This is a genomic window from Tissierella sp., assembly GCF_031460495.1.
Taxonomy (GTDB): Bacteria; Bacillota; Clostridia; order Tissierellales; family Tissierellaceae; genus JAVKTS01.
This window is the reverse complement of the sequence record NZ_JAVKTS010000006.1, coordinates 109,267-125,256: the sequence shown is the minus strand read 5'-3', so window position 1 is coordinate 125,256 and position 15,990 is coordinate 109,267. Positions and strand designations below refer to the sequence as shown.

Below are 15,990 nucleotides of genomic sequence, written 5' to 3'. Positions count from 1 at the left end.
TGATTATATGATTAATATTATTTGGGCAGTTTTAATAATTATTGGATTTGTAGTAGGGGCTATAACTGGGAACTTAGATCAAGTAACTAATGCAGCCATAGATAGTGCTAAATCAGCTGTTGAGCTTGCTATTGGGCTTGTTGGTGTAATGGGTCTATGGCTAGGAATTATGAAGATAGCTGAGGACTCAGGCCTTATTAGAGGAATAGGAAGAGCCTTAAGACCAGTTATGGTCTTCTTATTTCCAGATGTGCCACCTGATCATCCAGCCATGGGGGCTATGGTAATGAACATTTCTGCCAATGTACTAGGATTAGGCAATGCTGCTACCCCCTTTGGGTTAAAAGCTATGGAAGAACTACAGAAGCTAAATAGAAAAAAAGATACAGCCACTAATGCCATGGTAACATTTCTTGCCATAAATACTTCATCCGTTACCCTAATACCCGCTTCAACCATGGCAATACTGTCAGCTGCAGGAGCAATAAATCCAACTGAAATAATTGGTCCAACTATAATAGCAACCATAACATCTACAACTGTAGCCATAATCTTATCCAAGCTATTACAGGAACTACCAAGATATCAGGTGAAAAAAACTAATAAGATCTAGGGGGAGAGTAAGAGAATGTTTGTAAATATAATGCAATTAATATCCAAATTTGCTGTCCCTTTTATGATTGTAGGTATTATATTTTATGGGATGTCTAAGAAAGTAAAGGTGTATGATTCATTTACTGAAGGAGCTAAGGAGGGGTTTGGCACAGCTATAAGAATAATTCCTTTCTTTGTTGCTATGTTAGTAGCCATTGGAGTCTTTAGAGCATCGGGAGCCATGGATGTTTTAATAAAGACCCTATCTCCCATTACAAAACTACTTAATATTCCTGATGAAGTATTCCCCATGATACTTATGAGACCATTATCTGGGTCTGGGGCACAAGGAATAGTCAGCGAACTAGCTACAACTCATGGGGCAGAGTCCATGGTAGCCAGAATAGCTGCCGTAATGATGGGGTCCAGTGAGACAACAGTATATATATTAGCAGTATACTTTGGCTCAGTATCCATAAGGAAACAAAGGCATGCATTGACAACAGGATTAACTGCAGATTTAGTAGGATTATTATCAGCAGTCTACATAACAAAAATATTTTTCGGTATATAAAACGGGACAGAGGGACAGGAGTATTGTCCCACTAAAAAAGGGACAGTACTCCTGTCCCCTTGTCCCACATTTTACTTGTATATCTCTACTTCTAATCCTTTAGGATTCTTTGGTAGATTATATACAGGCCTTTCGCTTCTTAAGTTTTCTCTATAAAATTGTAATAAATAGTCCTCCATTGAATTGGAAACATCGTGCCCTGTCTTATCCATATAAACAATTATGCCCTTGCCACCTGATTCAACATAAAAATCATTTACATTCCTAATTCTTTGAAGTGGATTGTCTAGATGGGCACCAAATAACTTAATCATTATATCTCTTTCTTTATCTCCGTATACATCTGAAGGCATTAGGGCCTCATGGTCATCTTCTTTACCAAAATAATGTATCCTAGCTACTTTATTGTGCTCAACTAAATCAAATTTTTTACCTGTTATTTTTTCATAATCGTAAGTTCCTATTGGATACATTAATTTTTCACCATCATATTCTGATTTAGCTGCCATGACTCCTGATATAACCAGTCCAGCAGAGGAAATTTTAACTCTTTCAGGATATAATGTAGCAAATCTATTTGAAAAATGTCCAGAAGCAGAGTCACCACCAATTAGTATCTTATCTTCTACATTATGTCCATATTGATTTAAGTAGTCTATGGCATGGTCTATCATAGCTAAAATTTGCTTGTCAAAGTCTAAAAAGTCTTCTACATTATAATAATTTTCACTATAATTTTCCAAAAGTTGCTCCCTGATAAATTCATCTTCCAGTAATTCTTCTAGCATTACACTATCCCTATCAAATTGATGCTCAAAGATAAAGTTTGGATCTGTATAATCTTTCTCTGCAAAATAAGGGATGTGTGTTCTAGGATATAGTGGCACCATTACAGGCGACCATAGTTTCTCTGCTAGCCGAAAGCTAGCCGCTTGTTGGAGCTCTAAGCGCTCTATCATAATTTGTCCCATTTCGTCATATTTAGCTTCGTTTGTATTTGCCATTTCAAACATTAAATATCTCTTTGGCAGATCTGCATTTGATTTTTTATAAGTATTTGATGGGATCTTTAATAAATAGGGCCATTTAAATCCCTTTTCAGGCATGGCAGGTATTTTTACTATTTTTGCCTTCCCAGTATCATATATTTCTGGTAGTTTCCTAGTTTCTTTTACACTTGTTTCTTTTCCAATAGTTTCTTTTGATGATTGCTTTTCGTTTACATCTTCTCCGTTAATTATTAGTTTATATCCATTAAATATAATGTTCTTTAATCCTGAATTGTCTATACTGCCTGTAATCTCAATATTGTTATCCAGTATTATTGTATTGATACCATATGCTAAAATATCTGTAAATCCTTTAGGAGTATCTACTGTAAATGTATCCGTTTTAATTATTCTTTCAGCACTTGCATCATCTAGTATTAATGTTACTTTGTGATGACCTCGGGTTACACCCACATCATGATTACTTAAATGTACACCAATGTTATCTATATTATAAAAGTCATTGATATATTTTTTAACAAAGGAAGGTAATATATAGATTCTGTTTCCTTCTTCGTCTTTATCATCCCCAGGATATACAATATTATTTAAGGCTCCGTCTTCTAAATCATCTAATATTCCATCTAAAATCTCTTCTTTTGTTAGTACTATATCTGTTACTTTTCCATCCTGTAAATTAATAATTTGCTCTACTCTAGTATTTTCAAATTCCACCTGTAGTAATCTTGTTTGTCTATCCACTGTTACTGTATTTATCTTGGAATTATTAATGATTATAGAGTTAGCTCCCCCACCCTTGATAGCTAATTCTCCTTTTATTTCTACATTATCAAGAGTTATATCACCTTGTCTAATTCCTTCAGTTAGATATAAATTACCTTCTATTACCATATCTTTTAAAACTACATCTCCAGTATTTACTAGAAGATTTGTCTTTATATTCTTATTTACAGTAGATGCTAGATTAACTATTTCACCTGTTATATTATTTAGCATCTTCACAACTTCAGCCCTTGTAATCTCTGATTTAGGTCTGAAAGTTCCATCTGGATAACCACTGATAAATCCATTTTTCTTTAATCCGCCTATAACACCTCTGGTTGCTTCAGACAATGTATCATAGTCAGTGAATTCTTTAGCTGTTGCTAAGTCTTTCTCTATTCCAAAGACAAAGCCAATTATCCTAGCGACTTCTTCTCTATTAATCTTGCTATTAGCCCCTAGTTTTACTGTATTTGATAAGTATTTGGCAGCTAATCCCTTCCCTACTTCGCCATAATACCAATCTGTTGATTTAACATCAATAAAACTTACTTTAGACTTGTTAGTAAAGCCCATTAGTCCATTAATAACTTTATAAAACTCTGCTTTGCTCATATTATTGCCTGGTCTAAATGTTCCATCTGGATAACCAGAAAGGACTCCCTTTTCCTTCATATAGTTGATTTCAGTCTTTGCCCAGCTACTATCATAATCATTTGTTTCTGCAGCAAAAACACCAAAAGGTAGCATCCCAATAATTATTATCACAGTTACTAATGTACTCAATACTCTCTTCTTCCTAATCAAACCTTTTCCTCCTTCTCTCCTTTTTGTTTGCTTGTTAAGCTAATTTCCGATTTATTATGTCGGTTCAAAAATCTATAGGGTCAAATAGAAATTAGTCTTTAGCTAAATTGTAGTTCTTAAGATTTGCAAAGTCAATAATAAAAGGGACAGTACTCCTGTCCCCTTGTCCCATTAAACTATATATTTTTCTAGATCTTTGCTAAAGTCCATACTAACCTTCTTAAACTCATGAATACTTTCAGTCATTCTTCGTATTTCTTCAGTATAGGTTTGAACATTGGCAGATACTTCTTGGGAAGAAGCTGAGTTTTCCTCTGCAATAGCTGCTAATGATTCTATTCCGTGGAAAATAGTATTTATATTATTTGTTTCCTTAGTTAGTTCGTCAATTAATTCAATAATTAAATCTGCTACTTTTGCAATAGAATTTACTGAAGCATGATTATCCTCTGCAACTCCATTTAACTTAACATTTTCCTTTTCTAATACATTAAATTGATTAGATATATCTGATACAAATCCATCTATATCCCTTACGAAAGATTCTAAGTTAGCATTAATAGTCTGTACGGCTTCCTTGGAGCCCTCAGCCAATTTTCTGATTTCCATTGCAACAACGGTGAATCCTTGACCAAATTCTCCAGCTCTAGAGGCTTCTATACTAGCATTTAAAGCCAATAAATTAGTCTGTTCAGCTATTTTCTCAACAGTTTCTACGATATTACGAACTTCATTAGCCCTGTTTTGGAGATCTTGTCCCTTTATTTGAACCTGTGAGAACTGTCCCAATACATTATTTAGACTATCTGAAGTAGATTTCAAATCCTCAAAACCTTGATTAATTTGAGATACAGCACTTTCAAGCTCATCTTTACCTAGGTTTTCCTTCCTTACAACTTCATTTAATGAAATAACTGAACTATTTAATTGATAGGCTACTTGTTCCGTTTCATCAGCTTGATTTATAGCCCCATTTGCCACTTGTTCTACTACATTGGTTATTTCAGTAGATGTATAGGCCATATTGTTGGATATATCTGCAAATTTGTCTGCAAAGACATTCAATTCATCAGTAGTACCTTTATATCCTACAAAATCAGTTTTAATTTCATTTTTAACATTGTTGATTTTATTGTTGATATTTTCAAATATATCATTAGTAGATATGCCTTCTACAAAGGATAAGTCCTTGTCCAATAGTCCATCTAAAGAATTATAAATAGACTTTATAGGTCTAAATAATCCTTTTCCTACAAGGTATGGTACCATTACTGCTAGAATCAAAGTAGCAGGTAAGGCTATTTTTGAATCCACAAACTTGTTTAATAATACTGCTGGAATACCAACCAATACAAGAGAAGCCAAAGCAATTTTTCCCTCTATAGATTTAATAAATCCTAAGGATAAGGCTTTATTAAATCTGTATTTTTTTTCAAGATATATTTCCTCAGGGAAAGTGATGGATATTTTAGTGAAATCCTGAGTTTTCTCTAAGGTTTCAATTTTAATATCTTCCTTGAAATATTTGGCAGCCCCTTCTAACATACCATGGAAATAAGCGAACATTCCCCTTTTAGATGCATATGTCATATGGGCATTATATTTATCCACTGCTTTTATACCTAAGATAGGTGGCTTTGCCCCAGCGAATCTCTTTGTTACTACTACATGGATATCGTACATAGCAGATAAGAAAGAATAAAGGTTTTTGTATCTAAAAAATGCTGGATAATCCTTAGAATAAGTGATTACATTGTTGTTCCCCATAGTTCTCCATACTTCATCCGATGTTTTTCCTAGCTTTTTAGCTATGTAATCAAGTATTCCTAATGCAGCTCTATCCTCGATTTCTTCAGTAGGTGTGAATATCTTATTTGGACTGATATTAACATGATCTAAGGCTTCGTTAGTTACATTATCACCATATAAAGATCTACAAGTCTTTACCCATGCAGAAACTATAGTACCTTTCAAAACAATTTCCCCCTTTTTAATTCAATTAGGTATATTATACCACAGTATTTGACAAAATCTTCAAGAATTTGAGAGGAAAAAGCATATTTTTTTATTAAAAATTGGAATGGTCAGTAAAAACTTTCAATATTTAGAATTGACAAAAGAACATATAAATAGTATAATAACTTATTTATTTGACAAAAAAGTAAATCTATGATATAATCTATAAATGGGTAACACTTCTTCTGCCCTCGAATTCGGGGAGCAACTTATGGAAGGTGGTTTATGCTATTGGAAAAGAATACCTTAATCAAAATTCGGAAAGACATCGAGAGGTACATCGGAAAAGATGTAATACTAAAAGCTAATAAAGGAAGAAAAAAAACTATAGTTAGAGAGGGAGTACTAGAAGCTGCATATCCAAACTTATTTGTTGTTAGAATAAGTAACGAATACGAAAGCAGTAGAAAAGTATCCTACACTTACACAGATGTATTGACAGGAACTGTAGAAGTAACAATTTGCGCACAATCCCCATCACAAGTAAAAATTTCTTAATGCATAACTGTACATTTTCAGAATAACTGAAAGGGTACAGTTATTTTATTTGTATTTTGCCTTAGGATTTATTCATTATTTAAGACATTTAAGCATATATATCTCTATAGGATTATATAAAGTAAATAATAGGGGGGATATTATGACCATAGAGATTAACAAAAATGTCCTAAGGATTGAAGAACTAAGAGGCAAAGAAGAGACCCAAGCCTTAGTAGAGACAGAAATATATTTGAATCCATCAAAGCCTAATATAAACAAGATATTATGGACTGATGGAACAGTAGAAATACTTACTACTAAGGTAATAAGGGATAGAATTGTTATATCAGGTGTAGTAAAGTTTAAAGTAGTCTATAGATCAGAGGAAGTAGAGAATAATATTTACAGTATTGACACAAACGCAGATTTTAGAGAGGAAATAGAAATACTAGGTATCACAGAAGAAATGTCAGCAATGATAAAGCCTAATATAGAATATATCCAAGAAGAAATATTAGATGAACGAAAAATGGCTCTAAAAGCATTAGTAAGCCTAGAAGGAAAAGTTGAAGAAGGAAATACCATAGAGATAATTAAATCTGCAAGTGATATGAAAGATTTACAAACATTAAAAGAAACCATCAAATACAAAGAGATTTATGGTAGAGAGACATCCTATGCCATTGTAAAAGAAGCATTTGAAATAAGTGATGAAAAACCTGCTATTGAAGAAATATTAAAGGTTTCAATTACTGCCTATGAGCAGGAGTCAACAGTAGTAGAAGATAGAATAATAGTATCAGGCATAGTAAATGCTAGGATAATCTATTATGGAGAAAACAAGATGTCATCAATTGAAGAAGAAATTCCTTTCAATCATTTCCTAGAAATACCAGGAGCTTTATCTGGTTGCCAAGGAGAACTTCTCATCGAAGTAGTAGAAGGTGGATATGAGGTATTAGAAAATGATGAAGGGGAACTGAAAGTTTTAGATATAGAAACAAAGCTAAGAATTTCGGGTACTGCCTTTGATGAAAATGAGAAATCTTTGATTGTAGATGCATATTCTACAAGGGAAAAAATAAAACTAGTCATGGAAGAAATAAACCTAATTGAAAATGTGAAAGCTATAACTCACAAAGAAAATATATATAAGGATTTATCTAACAATGGAATTAAAGAGATATATGATTTATCGGGACATCCAATTATAATTGAAACAAGGTTTGGAGAAGAGGAAATCATCATAGAGGGAATTCTTTCATTGCAAGTAATTTACTTAGAAGAAGGAACAGAAGAGATAGCCACATTGAGGGAGGAAATTCCTTATAAATACTATCTACCATTGGAGGATAAAAGGCCTGGAGGATTAATAGATATAGATATAAATCTAGAGTCTATAAAACCTATTATATCCAAAGATAGTTTTAGTATAGAGGCTGTTATCAAACATAAGATTAAAATAAATAGAAACAGATTATTATCAGTCATATCTTCAATAGAAGAAACTGGGGAACTAATTGATAAGAAAAACCGCCCTAGTATAACCATCTATATAGTACAAAGAGATACTGTTCTATGGGATATAGCTAAAAGATACAATACAACTATAGAAGAAATATTACAAGGGAATGAGAATATCAACCCAAATAATATATTGCCTGGAGAAAAGATAATTATCGAGAAAAAAGTAGATGTAACATTCTAAAATAATAGTTTTATATAATTCTAGAACTATGGTATAATAAAAGCGTCAATTTTCGAAAGAGAAACATATCAAAGGAGAAACATAAGATGAAAGAAATTATCATAGATTCCTACGGTAAAATAAACCTAGGTCTAGATGTATTATATAAAAGAGAAGATGGTTATCATGAGATAAATACCATAATGCAACAAATATCCCTAAAGGATACTTTAACCATAAGGGAAATAAAAGAAGATATAGTCCTAGGGTCTAATGACGAGAATCTTCCATTAGACTCTACAAATCTAGTATATCGTGCTTGGAAAATCCTACAAGAGAAAACTGGAATAAATAAGGGGATAGAAATAAACATACACAAGCGGATACCAATAGCAGCTGGTTTAGGAGGAGGTAGCTCCAATGCAGCTGCAATATTAAAGGGTCTAAACGATCTATGGAAATTAAATCTAAGAGAAGAAGAACTCATGGAGTTAGGGGTACAGATTGGGGCAGATGTTCCATATTGTATTATGGGAGGTACTGCGCTGGCAGAAGGCATAGGTGAAAAACTTACTAGACTTAAATCCTTCAGCGGCAAACTTGTACTACTAGCTAATCCAGGTATAGAGGTATCCTCAGCAAAAGTATATAACAATCTAAAACTCCAGAATAATCCACAATTAGACATGAAAAAGATGCTATCTTCCCTTGCCAATGATGACCTAAAGTCAGTAGCAAACAATATGGTAAATGTAATGGAAGAAGTAGTCATAGAAGAGCATCCAATTATCCTTGAAATAAAAAATGAGATGAAAAAATGGGGAGCCTTAGGTTCTTTAATGAGTGGTAGCGGATCTACTGTATTTGGATTATTTGATGATTTAGATAAACTCAATCATTCTATGAACAAATTAAAAGAAAAGTTAACTTCAGGGACAGTTCTCGCAGTACAGACAATTTAATAAATGTATATATTTCCCACCTTTTGTAAACTATATTATTTACAGGAGGTGGGTTTTTTGTTTTATAAATTGGTGAACCAATTAAAGGCAGTAGCTAATTATACTACTATTTTAATAATAATTGCAGTAGGGTTATTTACTCTATTAGTTGACGGAAAAACCTATAAACAAAAAGGATACATAAGAGAGTTGAAGCTTATAAGGGTTATATCCTACTCTTATATTACAATAGGTGGATTAATGTTTATTTTAATGTTATTTATGTAGGGGGCTGGCTATGGAAAAAATACTACTTAAAGATCTAGAGAAAAATGAAGAAATATTAAAAACAATATTCATTGATTGTGATGATGTTGAGTTTAGAAAAATTGAAGTTGGAGATGTCTATAGGATAAAGATGACTTTAGTATTTATAGATGGGCTAGTAAACAAGGAGTATATTGCCGAACATGCAATATTTTCTTTATTTAGAGAAGAAGAAATAAGATCCTTTTCCCTTCAAGGCTTTAAATCCTCTTTAATTGATGTAATAGCAAAAGAGGCCTTATCCACTATAGATATAAAAGAAGAGTTCCATATGGAAAATGTAATAAATGCTGTACTCTCAGGGGATACAGTAATCTTAATTGATAATGTGGATAAATGTTTAATATTTGACACAAAGGGATGGCCTTCAAGGGGTGTTAGTCAGCCAGAAACAGAAACAGTAATTAGAGGACCTAGAGATGGATTTACTGAATCCGTAAAGGTCAATATGACTTTAGTTAGGAGAAGAATCAAAGATACTAATTTGAAAATCAAGATGGAAAAGGTAGGCAGAAGGTCGCAAACTAGTATCGCAGTCATGTATATGGAAGATATTGTAGATAAATCTTTAGTTCGAGAAGTAAATCAAAGATTAAAATCCATAGATATAGATGCAGTGCTAGATAGCTCAATATTAGAGAATTTAATAGAGGATAATTATTTATCTCCATTTCCTCAAATTGAAAATACAGAAAGGCCTGATTCAGTGTCAGCAGCGCTTTATGAGGGCAGAGTGGCTATTATAGTTGATAATTCTCCATTTGCACTAATGGTACCTGCTACATTAGGTACATTAATGCAATCTTCTGAGGACTATTATACTCGTTGGACAGAGGCTTCACTCATAAGAATAATAAGAGTGATAGCTATATTATTATCTGTCCTAGCACCAGCATTTTACATAGCTATCACTGCATATCATCCTGGGATACTTCCTACAAAATTGATTTACTATTTAGCTGCAAGTAGGGTGAATGTCCCTTTCCCAGCAGTAGTAGAAGCAGTTTTGATGGAACTCACCATGGAGCTCTTAAGGGAATCGGGAACGAGGATAGCTGGACCCATTGGTACAACTGTAGGCATTGTAGGAGGACTTATCATAGGTCAAGCAGCAGTGGAAGCTGGAATAGTTAGTTCCCTTATGATAATCATAGTAGCAATAACAACCATATCTGCATTTGCAATACCAAGTTACGAATTGTCAGCAGGATTTAGGGTTTGGAGATTTCTTTTAATTTTCGGAGCAGCTATTTTGGGACTATATGGGATTATGCTAGGAATAATTGTTTTAGGCACACATTTAATCAAACTAAATAGCTATGGAGTACCATTTACATCACCATATTCAGGGCTAGGACTTGATTCAGGAGAATTAAAAGACACTCTAATAAAGGCACCAATACAAACATTAGAAAAGAGGCCAGCCTTTACACAACCAAGAAACAAGAGAAGGATGAGGAGAAGGTAATAATGAAAAATATTAATCAGATATCATCTAAACAAATAAAAGCTCTAGTGGTTTCCACGGTAGTTGGGGTAGGAATACTAACACTACCAAATGAAATATCATTAGTTATGGGAAATGATGGATGGATAGCTATAATACTATCAGGATTACTAGTAATTCCATTCTTAATAATTATAAACAAGATATTTGAACTTTATCCAAATAAAGATTTCTTCCAAATTGGGAGAGAGGTTCTAGGGAAATGGATATTTAATATCTTTCTTATAGTATTATTATTTGATTGCATTCTTGTAAGTGCATCTGTGGCAAGAAATCTTGCTGAGATGATAAAAGCATTCTTGTTACTCACTACACCAACAGAGATTATAATAGTTACATTTATCATTGCCACATCCTATATAGCAAGACTAGATGTTCAAATCATTAGTAGAGCTGGATATCATATCTATCCTATCGTAATAGGATTTATAATACTTTTGACTCTAGTAACTTTAGCAGAGTTAGATTTTACAAATATGTTGCCAGTATTCCAATCCAGCATCAAACAACTACCGAAGGGTATACAAACCACCTTTTTTAGCTATATGGGATTCGAAATATTATTATTTGTGCTGCCTTTTGCAGAGGAAAGAGAAAAGACTTTAAAATCAAGTCTTATGGGTATTGCTCTTGTAATACTGGTGTATACGGTTATATTCGTAATATCATTATCTCAATATGGACTTAGTCATTTACAAAGGCAAACCTTCCCTACATTATCTTTGATTAAGGAGATTGATTTACCTGGATTTTTCATTGAAAATTTAGATGGCCTAGTGGTGGCAATTTGGGTCATAATTGTTTTTGGGTCAATAGCGCCATTTTACTATGCAGGAGGAAAAATCCTCTCAAATCTATGTAGCACTAAATCTCAAGACCTATTTATTTTACCTCTTTTGCCTTTAATATACATAATAGCTCTAATGCCTCAGAACATCATAGAACTCAGTAGTAAGTTAGGAAAAGTCCTCAATTATGCAGGTCTGTTCTCAGCAATTTTGATGCCTATGATAATCTACTGTATTGGATATTATAAAACGAGGAGGAGGGCTTAAATGAAGAAAATACTGTTGATTATAATAATAGCTATACTAATATTAACTACAGGATGTTGGGATATGGTGGAAATAAATCAAAGGATATTTCCCTATTCAATAGGTGTAGATTTAAATCATGATGAGGGAGAGGATTATATATTAACAATATCTTACCTCAATATTAATGCCATAGGAAAAAATGCAACCCAACAAGAAAGAGTATTTGTAGTCTCAATTCCTGCAACTTCTATTTTTGAAGGAACTAAAAAAATGTCCCACATAGTACAATATCCATTTTACTTCAAACATATAAGAGCATTAATAATAGGTGAAGAACTTGCAAATGATTCACATAGGATGAGGGAAATCTTGGATGGGCTAAGTAGAGATTATGTTATAAACAAAAAACTATTAATTGCAACAGCAGAAGGGAAAGCTGAAGATGTACTTAAATCCGTGCCTAAAGCTACAAAACAAGAAGTTATAGAAGGGACTGTATATACTTTGCTTAACAATACTGGTTCTTCAGTTAGATATAGATCAAAACCTCTAACAGACTTCATCCAAGGCATGGATCAAGGAGCAGTAATAGTGCCTAGAATAAAGGTTGAAAATAATGATCTTAAGGTTTTTGGAGGATGTATAATTAAAGATTATGAAGTAGTAGGGCATATAGGGGAAGTGGAAAACAGAGGGATTACATTTCTTGTAGGTGAAGTGAAGACTGGAATAATAGACGCACCATATAATGATGCCACATTGTCCTATGAAATAACAGGACAAAATATGAAGAGAAAGCTAATAAAAGGTGAAAAAAATCTAAAATTTAAAATAGATATAGAAACACAAGGATCTTTGCAGGAATATATAATAAGAGACAAGCCAGAGATAGATGGAGAAGAAAAACTTAAAAATATGGAAAAATCAATTAAAGAAGTAATGGAAAAAGAAATAAATCATACATTGGAAGTATTACAAAAAGAGCATAAAGCAGATGTAATAGGTGTCAGAGAATATATATCCAAATTCCACCCTAAGATATGGAAAGAAGTATCCCAAGATTGGGATGAAGTATTCTCGGAAATGGAAATAGAGGTAAATGTAACTCCTAGACTTAGAAGAGTAGGATTAATAAAATAGGGAGAGCGGGACAGAGGGGCAGGAGTAGTGTCCCATGGGACACTACTCCTGTTGTCCTAAATATTTATGTATAGAAATTAGATCTTTGGCAAGAATTACTAATAGAAAAGGACAAGTTAGGGGGCCAAGGAAAATGAAATATAAAAAAACAATACTGCTATTATCTTTATTTATTATCTCTTATACTTATTTAGCTCATCCATTAATAGAGGCAAATGCTAAAGAAGGCTACAAGGATGAAATCATCAGATTCCATATAAGAGCAAATAGTGATAAAGAGGAAGATCAAGCATTAAAACTTAAGATAAGAGATGAGATATTAAAGGAAATGGGAGAGAAATTTGAGTCTACCAAATCGCTAGATGAAAGTAGAAACATAATCAAGAATAATATTACTGAAATGAAAGCAATAACAGAGAAAGTCATAAAAAAAGAAGGGGAAGATTATTCGGTAGCAGTGACTTTAGGGCAAGACACTTTTCCTACACGGAAATATGGAAATTTAGTATTACCAGCAGGAAAATATGAAACTTTGTTAATTACCTTAGGAGAAGGGAAAGGTCAAAACTGGTGGTGCATAATGTTTCCACCACTATGCTTTGCAGATATTACCCATTCAGTAGCATATAACATAGAAGAAGAACTAGGGGTAACCATAGACAAAGACCAAGAACCACCATTGAAGCTAAAGTGGAAAATAGTAGACCTCATTAATAAACTAAAAGAATAAGTTTGGATTTTGGTGCCTGGCACCGATTTCCAAACTTATTTAAATTTAATGTATAAAAAATGAAATAATACTAAAAATAAGAAAAAGCTACTACAAAGCATTTTTAAGAAAAATGATGAAAGGAGAAAAGACATTGAAAAGATTTGTTATATTAACCACAGTATTTGTTATGCTTTTTCTTTCAATTTTCCTATTCTATGAGCCAAAAAAGCCTGTTCAAACAGCATCAAGGTATAATGCATTGTTTGCACCAAGGACTCTGTATTGGGGCTCACAGGGGCAGGATGTGAGAACTGTACAGGATAAACTCTTGAGATGGAGATATTATGATGGATCAGTAGACGGAGTATATGGAGCAAGAACCTATAGAGCCGTTAGGAAATTTCAAGCTAAAAATGGGTTAACCGTAGATGGAGTAGTAGGACCATCCACTGCTAAAGCATTAGGTATGGCAACTACATCTACAACTGCATCAACTCAAGGTGTCAATAGAAGTGCTGATGAGTATTTGTTAGCTAGAACTATTCATGGGGAGGCTAGGGGAGAACCATATGTAGGTAAAGTAGCAGTAGCAGCAGTAGTATTAAATAGAACAAGAAGCCAATCCTTCCCAAATACAGTAGCAGGAGTAGTATATCAGCCATTGGCATTCACTGCAGTAGCTGATGGACAAATAAATTTAACTCCAAATAAAGATTCCATAAAAGCTGCAAGAGATGCCTTAAATGGTTGGGATCCTACCTATGGATGTTTGTACTACTGGAATCCAGCTACAGCAACATCTAAATGGATATGGTCAAGAAAAGTAATGCTTAAAATCGGGAAACACTGGTTTGGCTTATAGGAGGTAAGAAATGAATAATAGAAGGCATTTAATTGCCCCTAGTCTACTAAGTCTACTACTAGTTGCAGCCTTAGTGTGGGGATATAATCAAAATCAAGTAAGAAGACAGCATGAAATTGCATTGGAAAATCACTATCAAAATTTGTTCTTTGATGTAAAAAAGCATGTGGAAAATGTTCAAGTAAACTTATCCAAAGCCTTAGTCGCTAATTCAAAAGAGCAAAATATAGTATTGTTTTCTCAAATAATGAGCGAAGCATTTTCTGCAAAGGATAAACTAGGTCAAATGCCAATTACTCACGCAGAAACAGCAAAAACAGAGAAGTTCTTAACTCAGGCAGGAGATTATTCCTCATATTTGATACAAAGGCATCTCCAAGGAGAAGAAGTCACAGATGAACAAAGAGAAGCCTTAAACGGTCTTCAAGCCAATGCAGCTTCATTTAATGGAGAGCTATCCAAGCTTCAAGATAGTTTAAGAGAATCAAACTTTTTAGTAGCATCAATGAGCAATAAACAAACTAAAAAAATAAAACAAGGGGATGAAAACGTATTTCAGACATCCTTGATAAACTTAGATAAACAAGTGGGTAAGTCACCAGAATTAATATATGATGGTCCCTTTTCAGACCAAATTTTAAACAGGAAACCCGTAGGGCTTCCGGATAATGATGTGTCAGTAGAGAAAGCTAGGTCCGTTGCAGAAGAGTTTTTTGGAAAGAATAAGGTTAGTGATGTGGAATTGTTTGAAGAAGGAGAAAATATTAATGAAGTGAAAATCCCTTCTCATACATTCCATATATATCCACAAAACCAACAAAAGGACTTAGCGGTTTACTTGGCTGTATCGAAAAAGGGTGGTAAAGTAGTATGGATGGTAAATCCAAGGGCAGTATCTAACGCAAAACTATCTATAAAGAATGCAGAGGAAAAGGCATCAAATTATTTAAAAGAGAAAGGTTTTGATGGTATGGAGCCTAATTATTCTCTAAAATATGATGGAACCATATTGTTTAACTTTGCATATAAGGAAAATGATGTAACCATTTACCCAGATTTGATCAAGGTAAAAGTAGCCTTAGATACAGGTGAAATAGTAGGATTTGATGCATCAGCATATTACATGAATCATCATAATAGAACTATTGATACTCCACATATAGACCAAGAGGAAGCAAAATCCAAGGTAAAGACTAATTTTAACATAGACTCCATCAGATTAGCCTTAATACCAAAGGGTAAAAATGAAATCCTTTGCTATGAATTCAAAGGCAAATATAATGACTCGGATTTCATTATATATATAAATGCTTTAGATGGCAAAGAGGAGCAAATATTGCAGATAATAAAAGATGAAAATGGTACACTAACATTCTAGAGAATCAAGAGGTTGGAGAGTTTTATATTCAACCTCTTGACAAATAAAGTTACTAAAGTCACATTATTCCAATAATCCTTGTAAGATAGAAACTGAAATGTTATAATAATAACAACAAATACATGTACATAATATGTGCAAATAATTTAGGGGGTA

At 33.3% G+C, this 15,990-nt stretch carries 14 protein-coding genes; 12 read left to right on the top strand and 2 right to left on the bottom strand.

Annotated features, from left to right (window positions below; all coding sequences use genetic code 11):
- Positions 1 to 7: 7 nt before the first annotated feature.
- Entirely contained in the window at positions 8 to 613 is a 606-nt protein-coding gene (locus tag RIN63_RS13510; protein WP_310445270.1) for a nucleoside recognition domain-containing protein, read from the top strand.
- Positions 614 to 628: 15 nt separating this feature from the next.
- Positions 629 to 1,168, top strand: a complete 540-nt coding sequence (locus tag RIN63_RS13505) for a spore maturation protein (protein ID WP_310445269.1) — start codon at positions 629 to 631, stop codon at positions 1,166 to 1,168.
- 71 nt (positions 1,169 to 1,239) lie between these two features.
- On the opposite strand, the gene RIN63_RS13500 is transcribed toward RIN63_RS13505, so the two are convergent.
- Positions 1,240 to 3,747, bottom strand: coding sequence for an S-layer homology domain-containing protein (locus RIN63_RS13500; protein WP_310445268.1), 2,508 nt, complete (start codon positions 3,745 to 3,747; stop codon positions 1,240 to 1,242).
- Between the two features lie 171 nt (positions 3,748 to 3,918).
- A complete protein-coding gene (locus RIN63_RS13495) occupies positions 3,919 to 5,721 on the bottom strand; it encodes a heme NO-binding domain-containing protein (RefSeq protein WP_310445267.1) in 1,803 nt (600 codons plus the stop codon).
- Between the two features lie 267 nt (positions 5,722 to 5,988).
- On the opposite strand from RIN63_RS13495, the gene RIN63_RS13490 reads away from it, so the two are divergent.
- From RIN63_RS13490 to ypeB, 10 genes are all read left to right on the top strand, one after another.
- Positions 5,989 to 6,261, top strand: coding sequence for a Veg family protein (locus RIN63_RS13490; protein ID WP_310445266.1), 273 nt, complete (start codon positions 5,989 to 5,991; stop codon positions 6,259 to 6,261).
- A 142-nt stretch (positions 6,262 to 6,403) separates the two neighbouring features.
- Positions 6,404 to 7,951: an SPOCS domain-containing protein gene (locus tag RIN63_RS13485; protein WP_310445265.1), complete on the top strand. Its 1,548-nt coding sequence runs from the start codon at positions 6,404 to 6,406 to the stop codon at positions 7,949 to 7,951.
- A gap of 86 nt (positions 7,952 to 8,037) precedes the next feature.
- Positions 8,038 to 8,892: a 4-(cytidine 5'-diphospho)-2-C-methyl-D-erythritol kinase gene (gene ispE / locus RIN63_RS13480; RefSeq protein WP_310445264.1), complete on the top strand. Its 855-nt coding sequence runs from the start codon at positions 8,038 to 8,040 to the stop codon at positions 8,890 to 8,892.
- Between the two features lie 57 nt (positions 8,893 to 8,949).
- Complete coding sequence (locus RIN63_RS13475) at positions 8,950 to 9,159, top strand: CLC_0170 family protein (RefSeq protein WP_310445263.1); 210 nt, start codon at positions 8,950 to 8,952, stop codon at positions 9,157 to 9,159.
- Between the two features lie 10 nt (positions 9,160 to 9,169).
- A complete protein-coding gene (locus RIN63_RS13470) occupies positions 9,170 to 10,666 on the top strand; it encodes a spore germination protein (RefSeq protein WP_310445262.1) in 1,497 nt (498 codons plus the stop codon).
- 2 nt (positions 10,667 to 10,668) lie between these two features.
- The gene (locus tag RIN63_RS13465) at positions 10,669 to 11,760 is read left to right on the top strand and encodes an endospore germination permease (RefSeq protein WP_310445261.1); all 1,092 of its coding nucleotides are present in this window, start codon (positions 10,669 to 10,671) and stop codon (positions 11,758 to 11,760) included.
- The gene (locus RIN63_RS13460) at positions 11,761 to 12,882 is read left to right on the top strand and encodes a Ger(x)C family spore germination protein (RefSeq protein WP_310445260.1); all 1,122 of its coding nucleotides are present in this window, start codon (positions 11,761 to 11,763) and stop codon (positions 12,880 to 12,882) included.
- A gap of 133 nt (positions 12,883 to 13,015) precedes the next feature.
- Positions 13,016 to 13,612: a stage II sporulation protein R gene (spoIIR, locus tag RIN63_RS13455; protein WP_310445259.1), complete on the top strand. Its 597-nt coding sequence runs from the start codon at positions 13,016 to 13,018 to the stop codon at positions 13,610 to 13,612.
- A 133-nt stretch (positions 13,613 to 13,745) separates the two neighbouring features.
- Entirely contained in the window at positions 13,746 to 14,456 is a 711-nt protein-coding gene (gene sleB / locus RIN63_RS13450) for a spore cortex-lytic enzyme (RefSeq protein WP_310445258.1), read from the top strand.
- A 10-nt stretch (positions 14,457 to 14,466) separates the two neighbouring features.
- The gene (ypeB, locus tag RIN63_RS13445) at positions 14,467 to 15,834 is read left to right on the top strand and encodes a germination protein YpeB (RefSeq protein WP_310445257.1); all 1,368 of its coding nucleotides are present in this window, start codon (positions 14,467 to 14,469) and stop codon (positions 15,832 to 15,834) included.
- Positions 15,835 to 15,990 lie beyond the last annotated feature (156 nt).

Coding starts and splice junctions, on each gene's coding strand:
- RIN63_RS13510 (WP_310445270.1), top strand. CDS start 8: ATGATTAATATTATTTGGGCAGTTTTAATAATTATTGGATTTGTAGTA.
- RIN63_RS13505 (WP_310445269.1), top strand. CDS start 629: ATGTTTGTAAATATAATGCAATTAATATCCAAATTTGCTGTCCCTTTT.
- RIN63_RS13490 (WP_310445266.1), top strand. CDS start 5,989: ATGCTATTGGAAAAGAATACCTTAATCAAAATTCGGAAAGACATCGAG.
- RIN63_RS13485 (WP_310445265.1), top strand. CDS start 6,404: ATGACCATAGAGATTAACAAAAATGTCCTAAGGATTGAAGAACTAAGA.
- ispE (WP_310445264.1), top strand. CDS start 8,038: ATGAAAGAAATTATCATAGATTCCTACGGTAAAATAAACCTAGGTCTA.
- RIN63_RS13470 (WP_310445262.1), top strand. CDS start 9,170: ATGGAAAAAATACTACTTAAAGATCTAGAGAAAAATGAAGAAATATTA.
- RIN63_RS13465 (WP_310445261.1), top strand. CDS start 10,669: ATGAAAAATATTAATCAGATATCATCTAAACAAATAAAAGCTCTAGTG.
- RIN63_RS13460 (WP_310445260.1), top strand. CDS start 11,761: ATGAAGAAAATACTGTTGATTATAATAATAGCTATACTAATATTAACT.
- spoIIR (WP_310445259.1), top strand. CDS start 13,016: ATGAAATATAAAAAAACAATACTGCTATTATCTTTATTTATTATCTCT.
- ypeB (WP_310445257.1), top strand. CDS start 14,467: ATGAATAATAGAAGGCATTTAATTGCCCCTAGTCTACTAAGTCTACTA.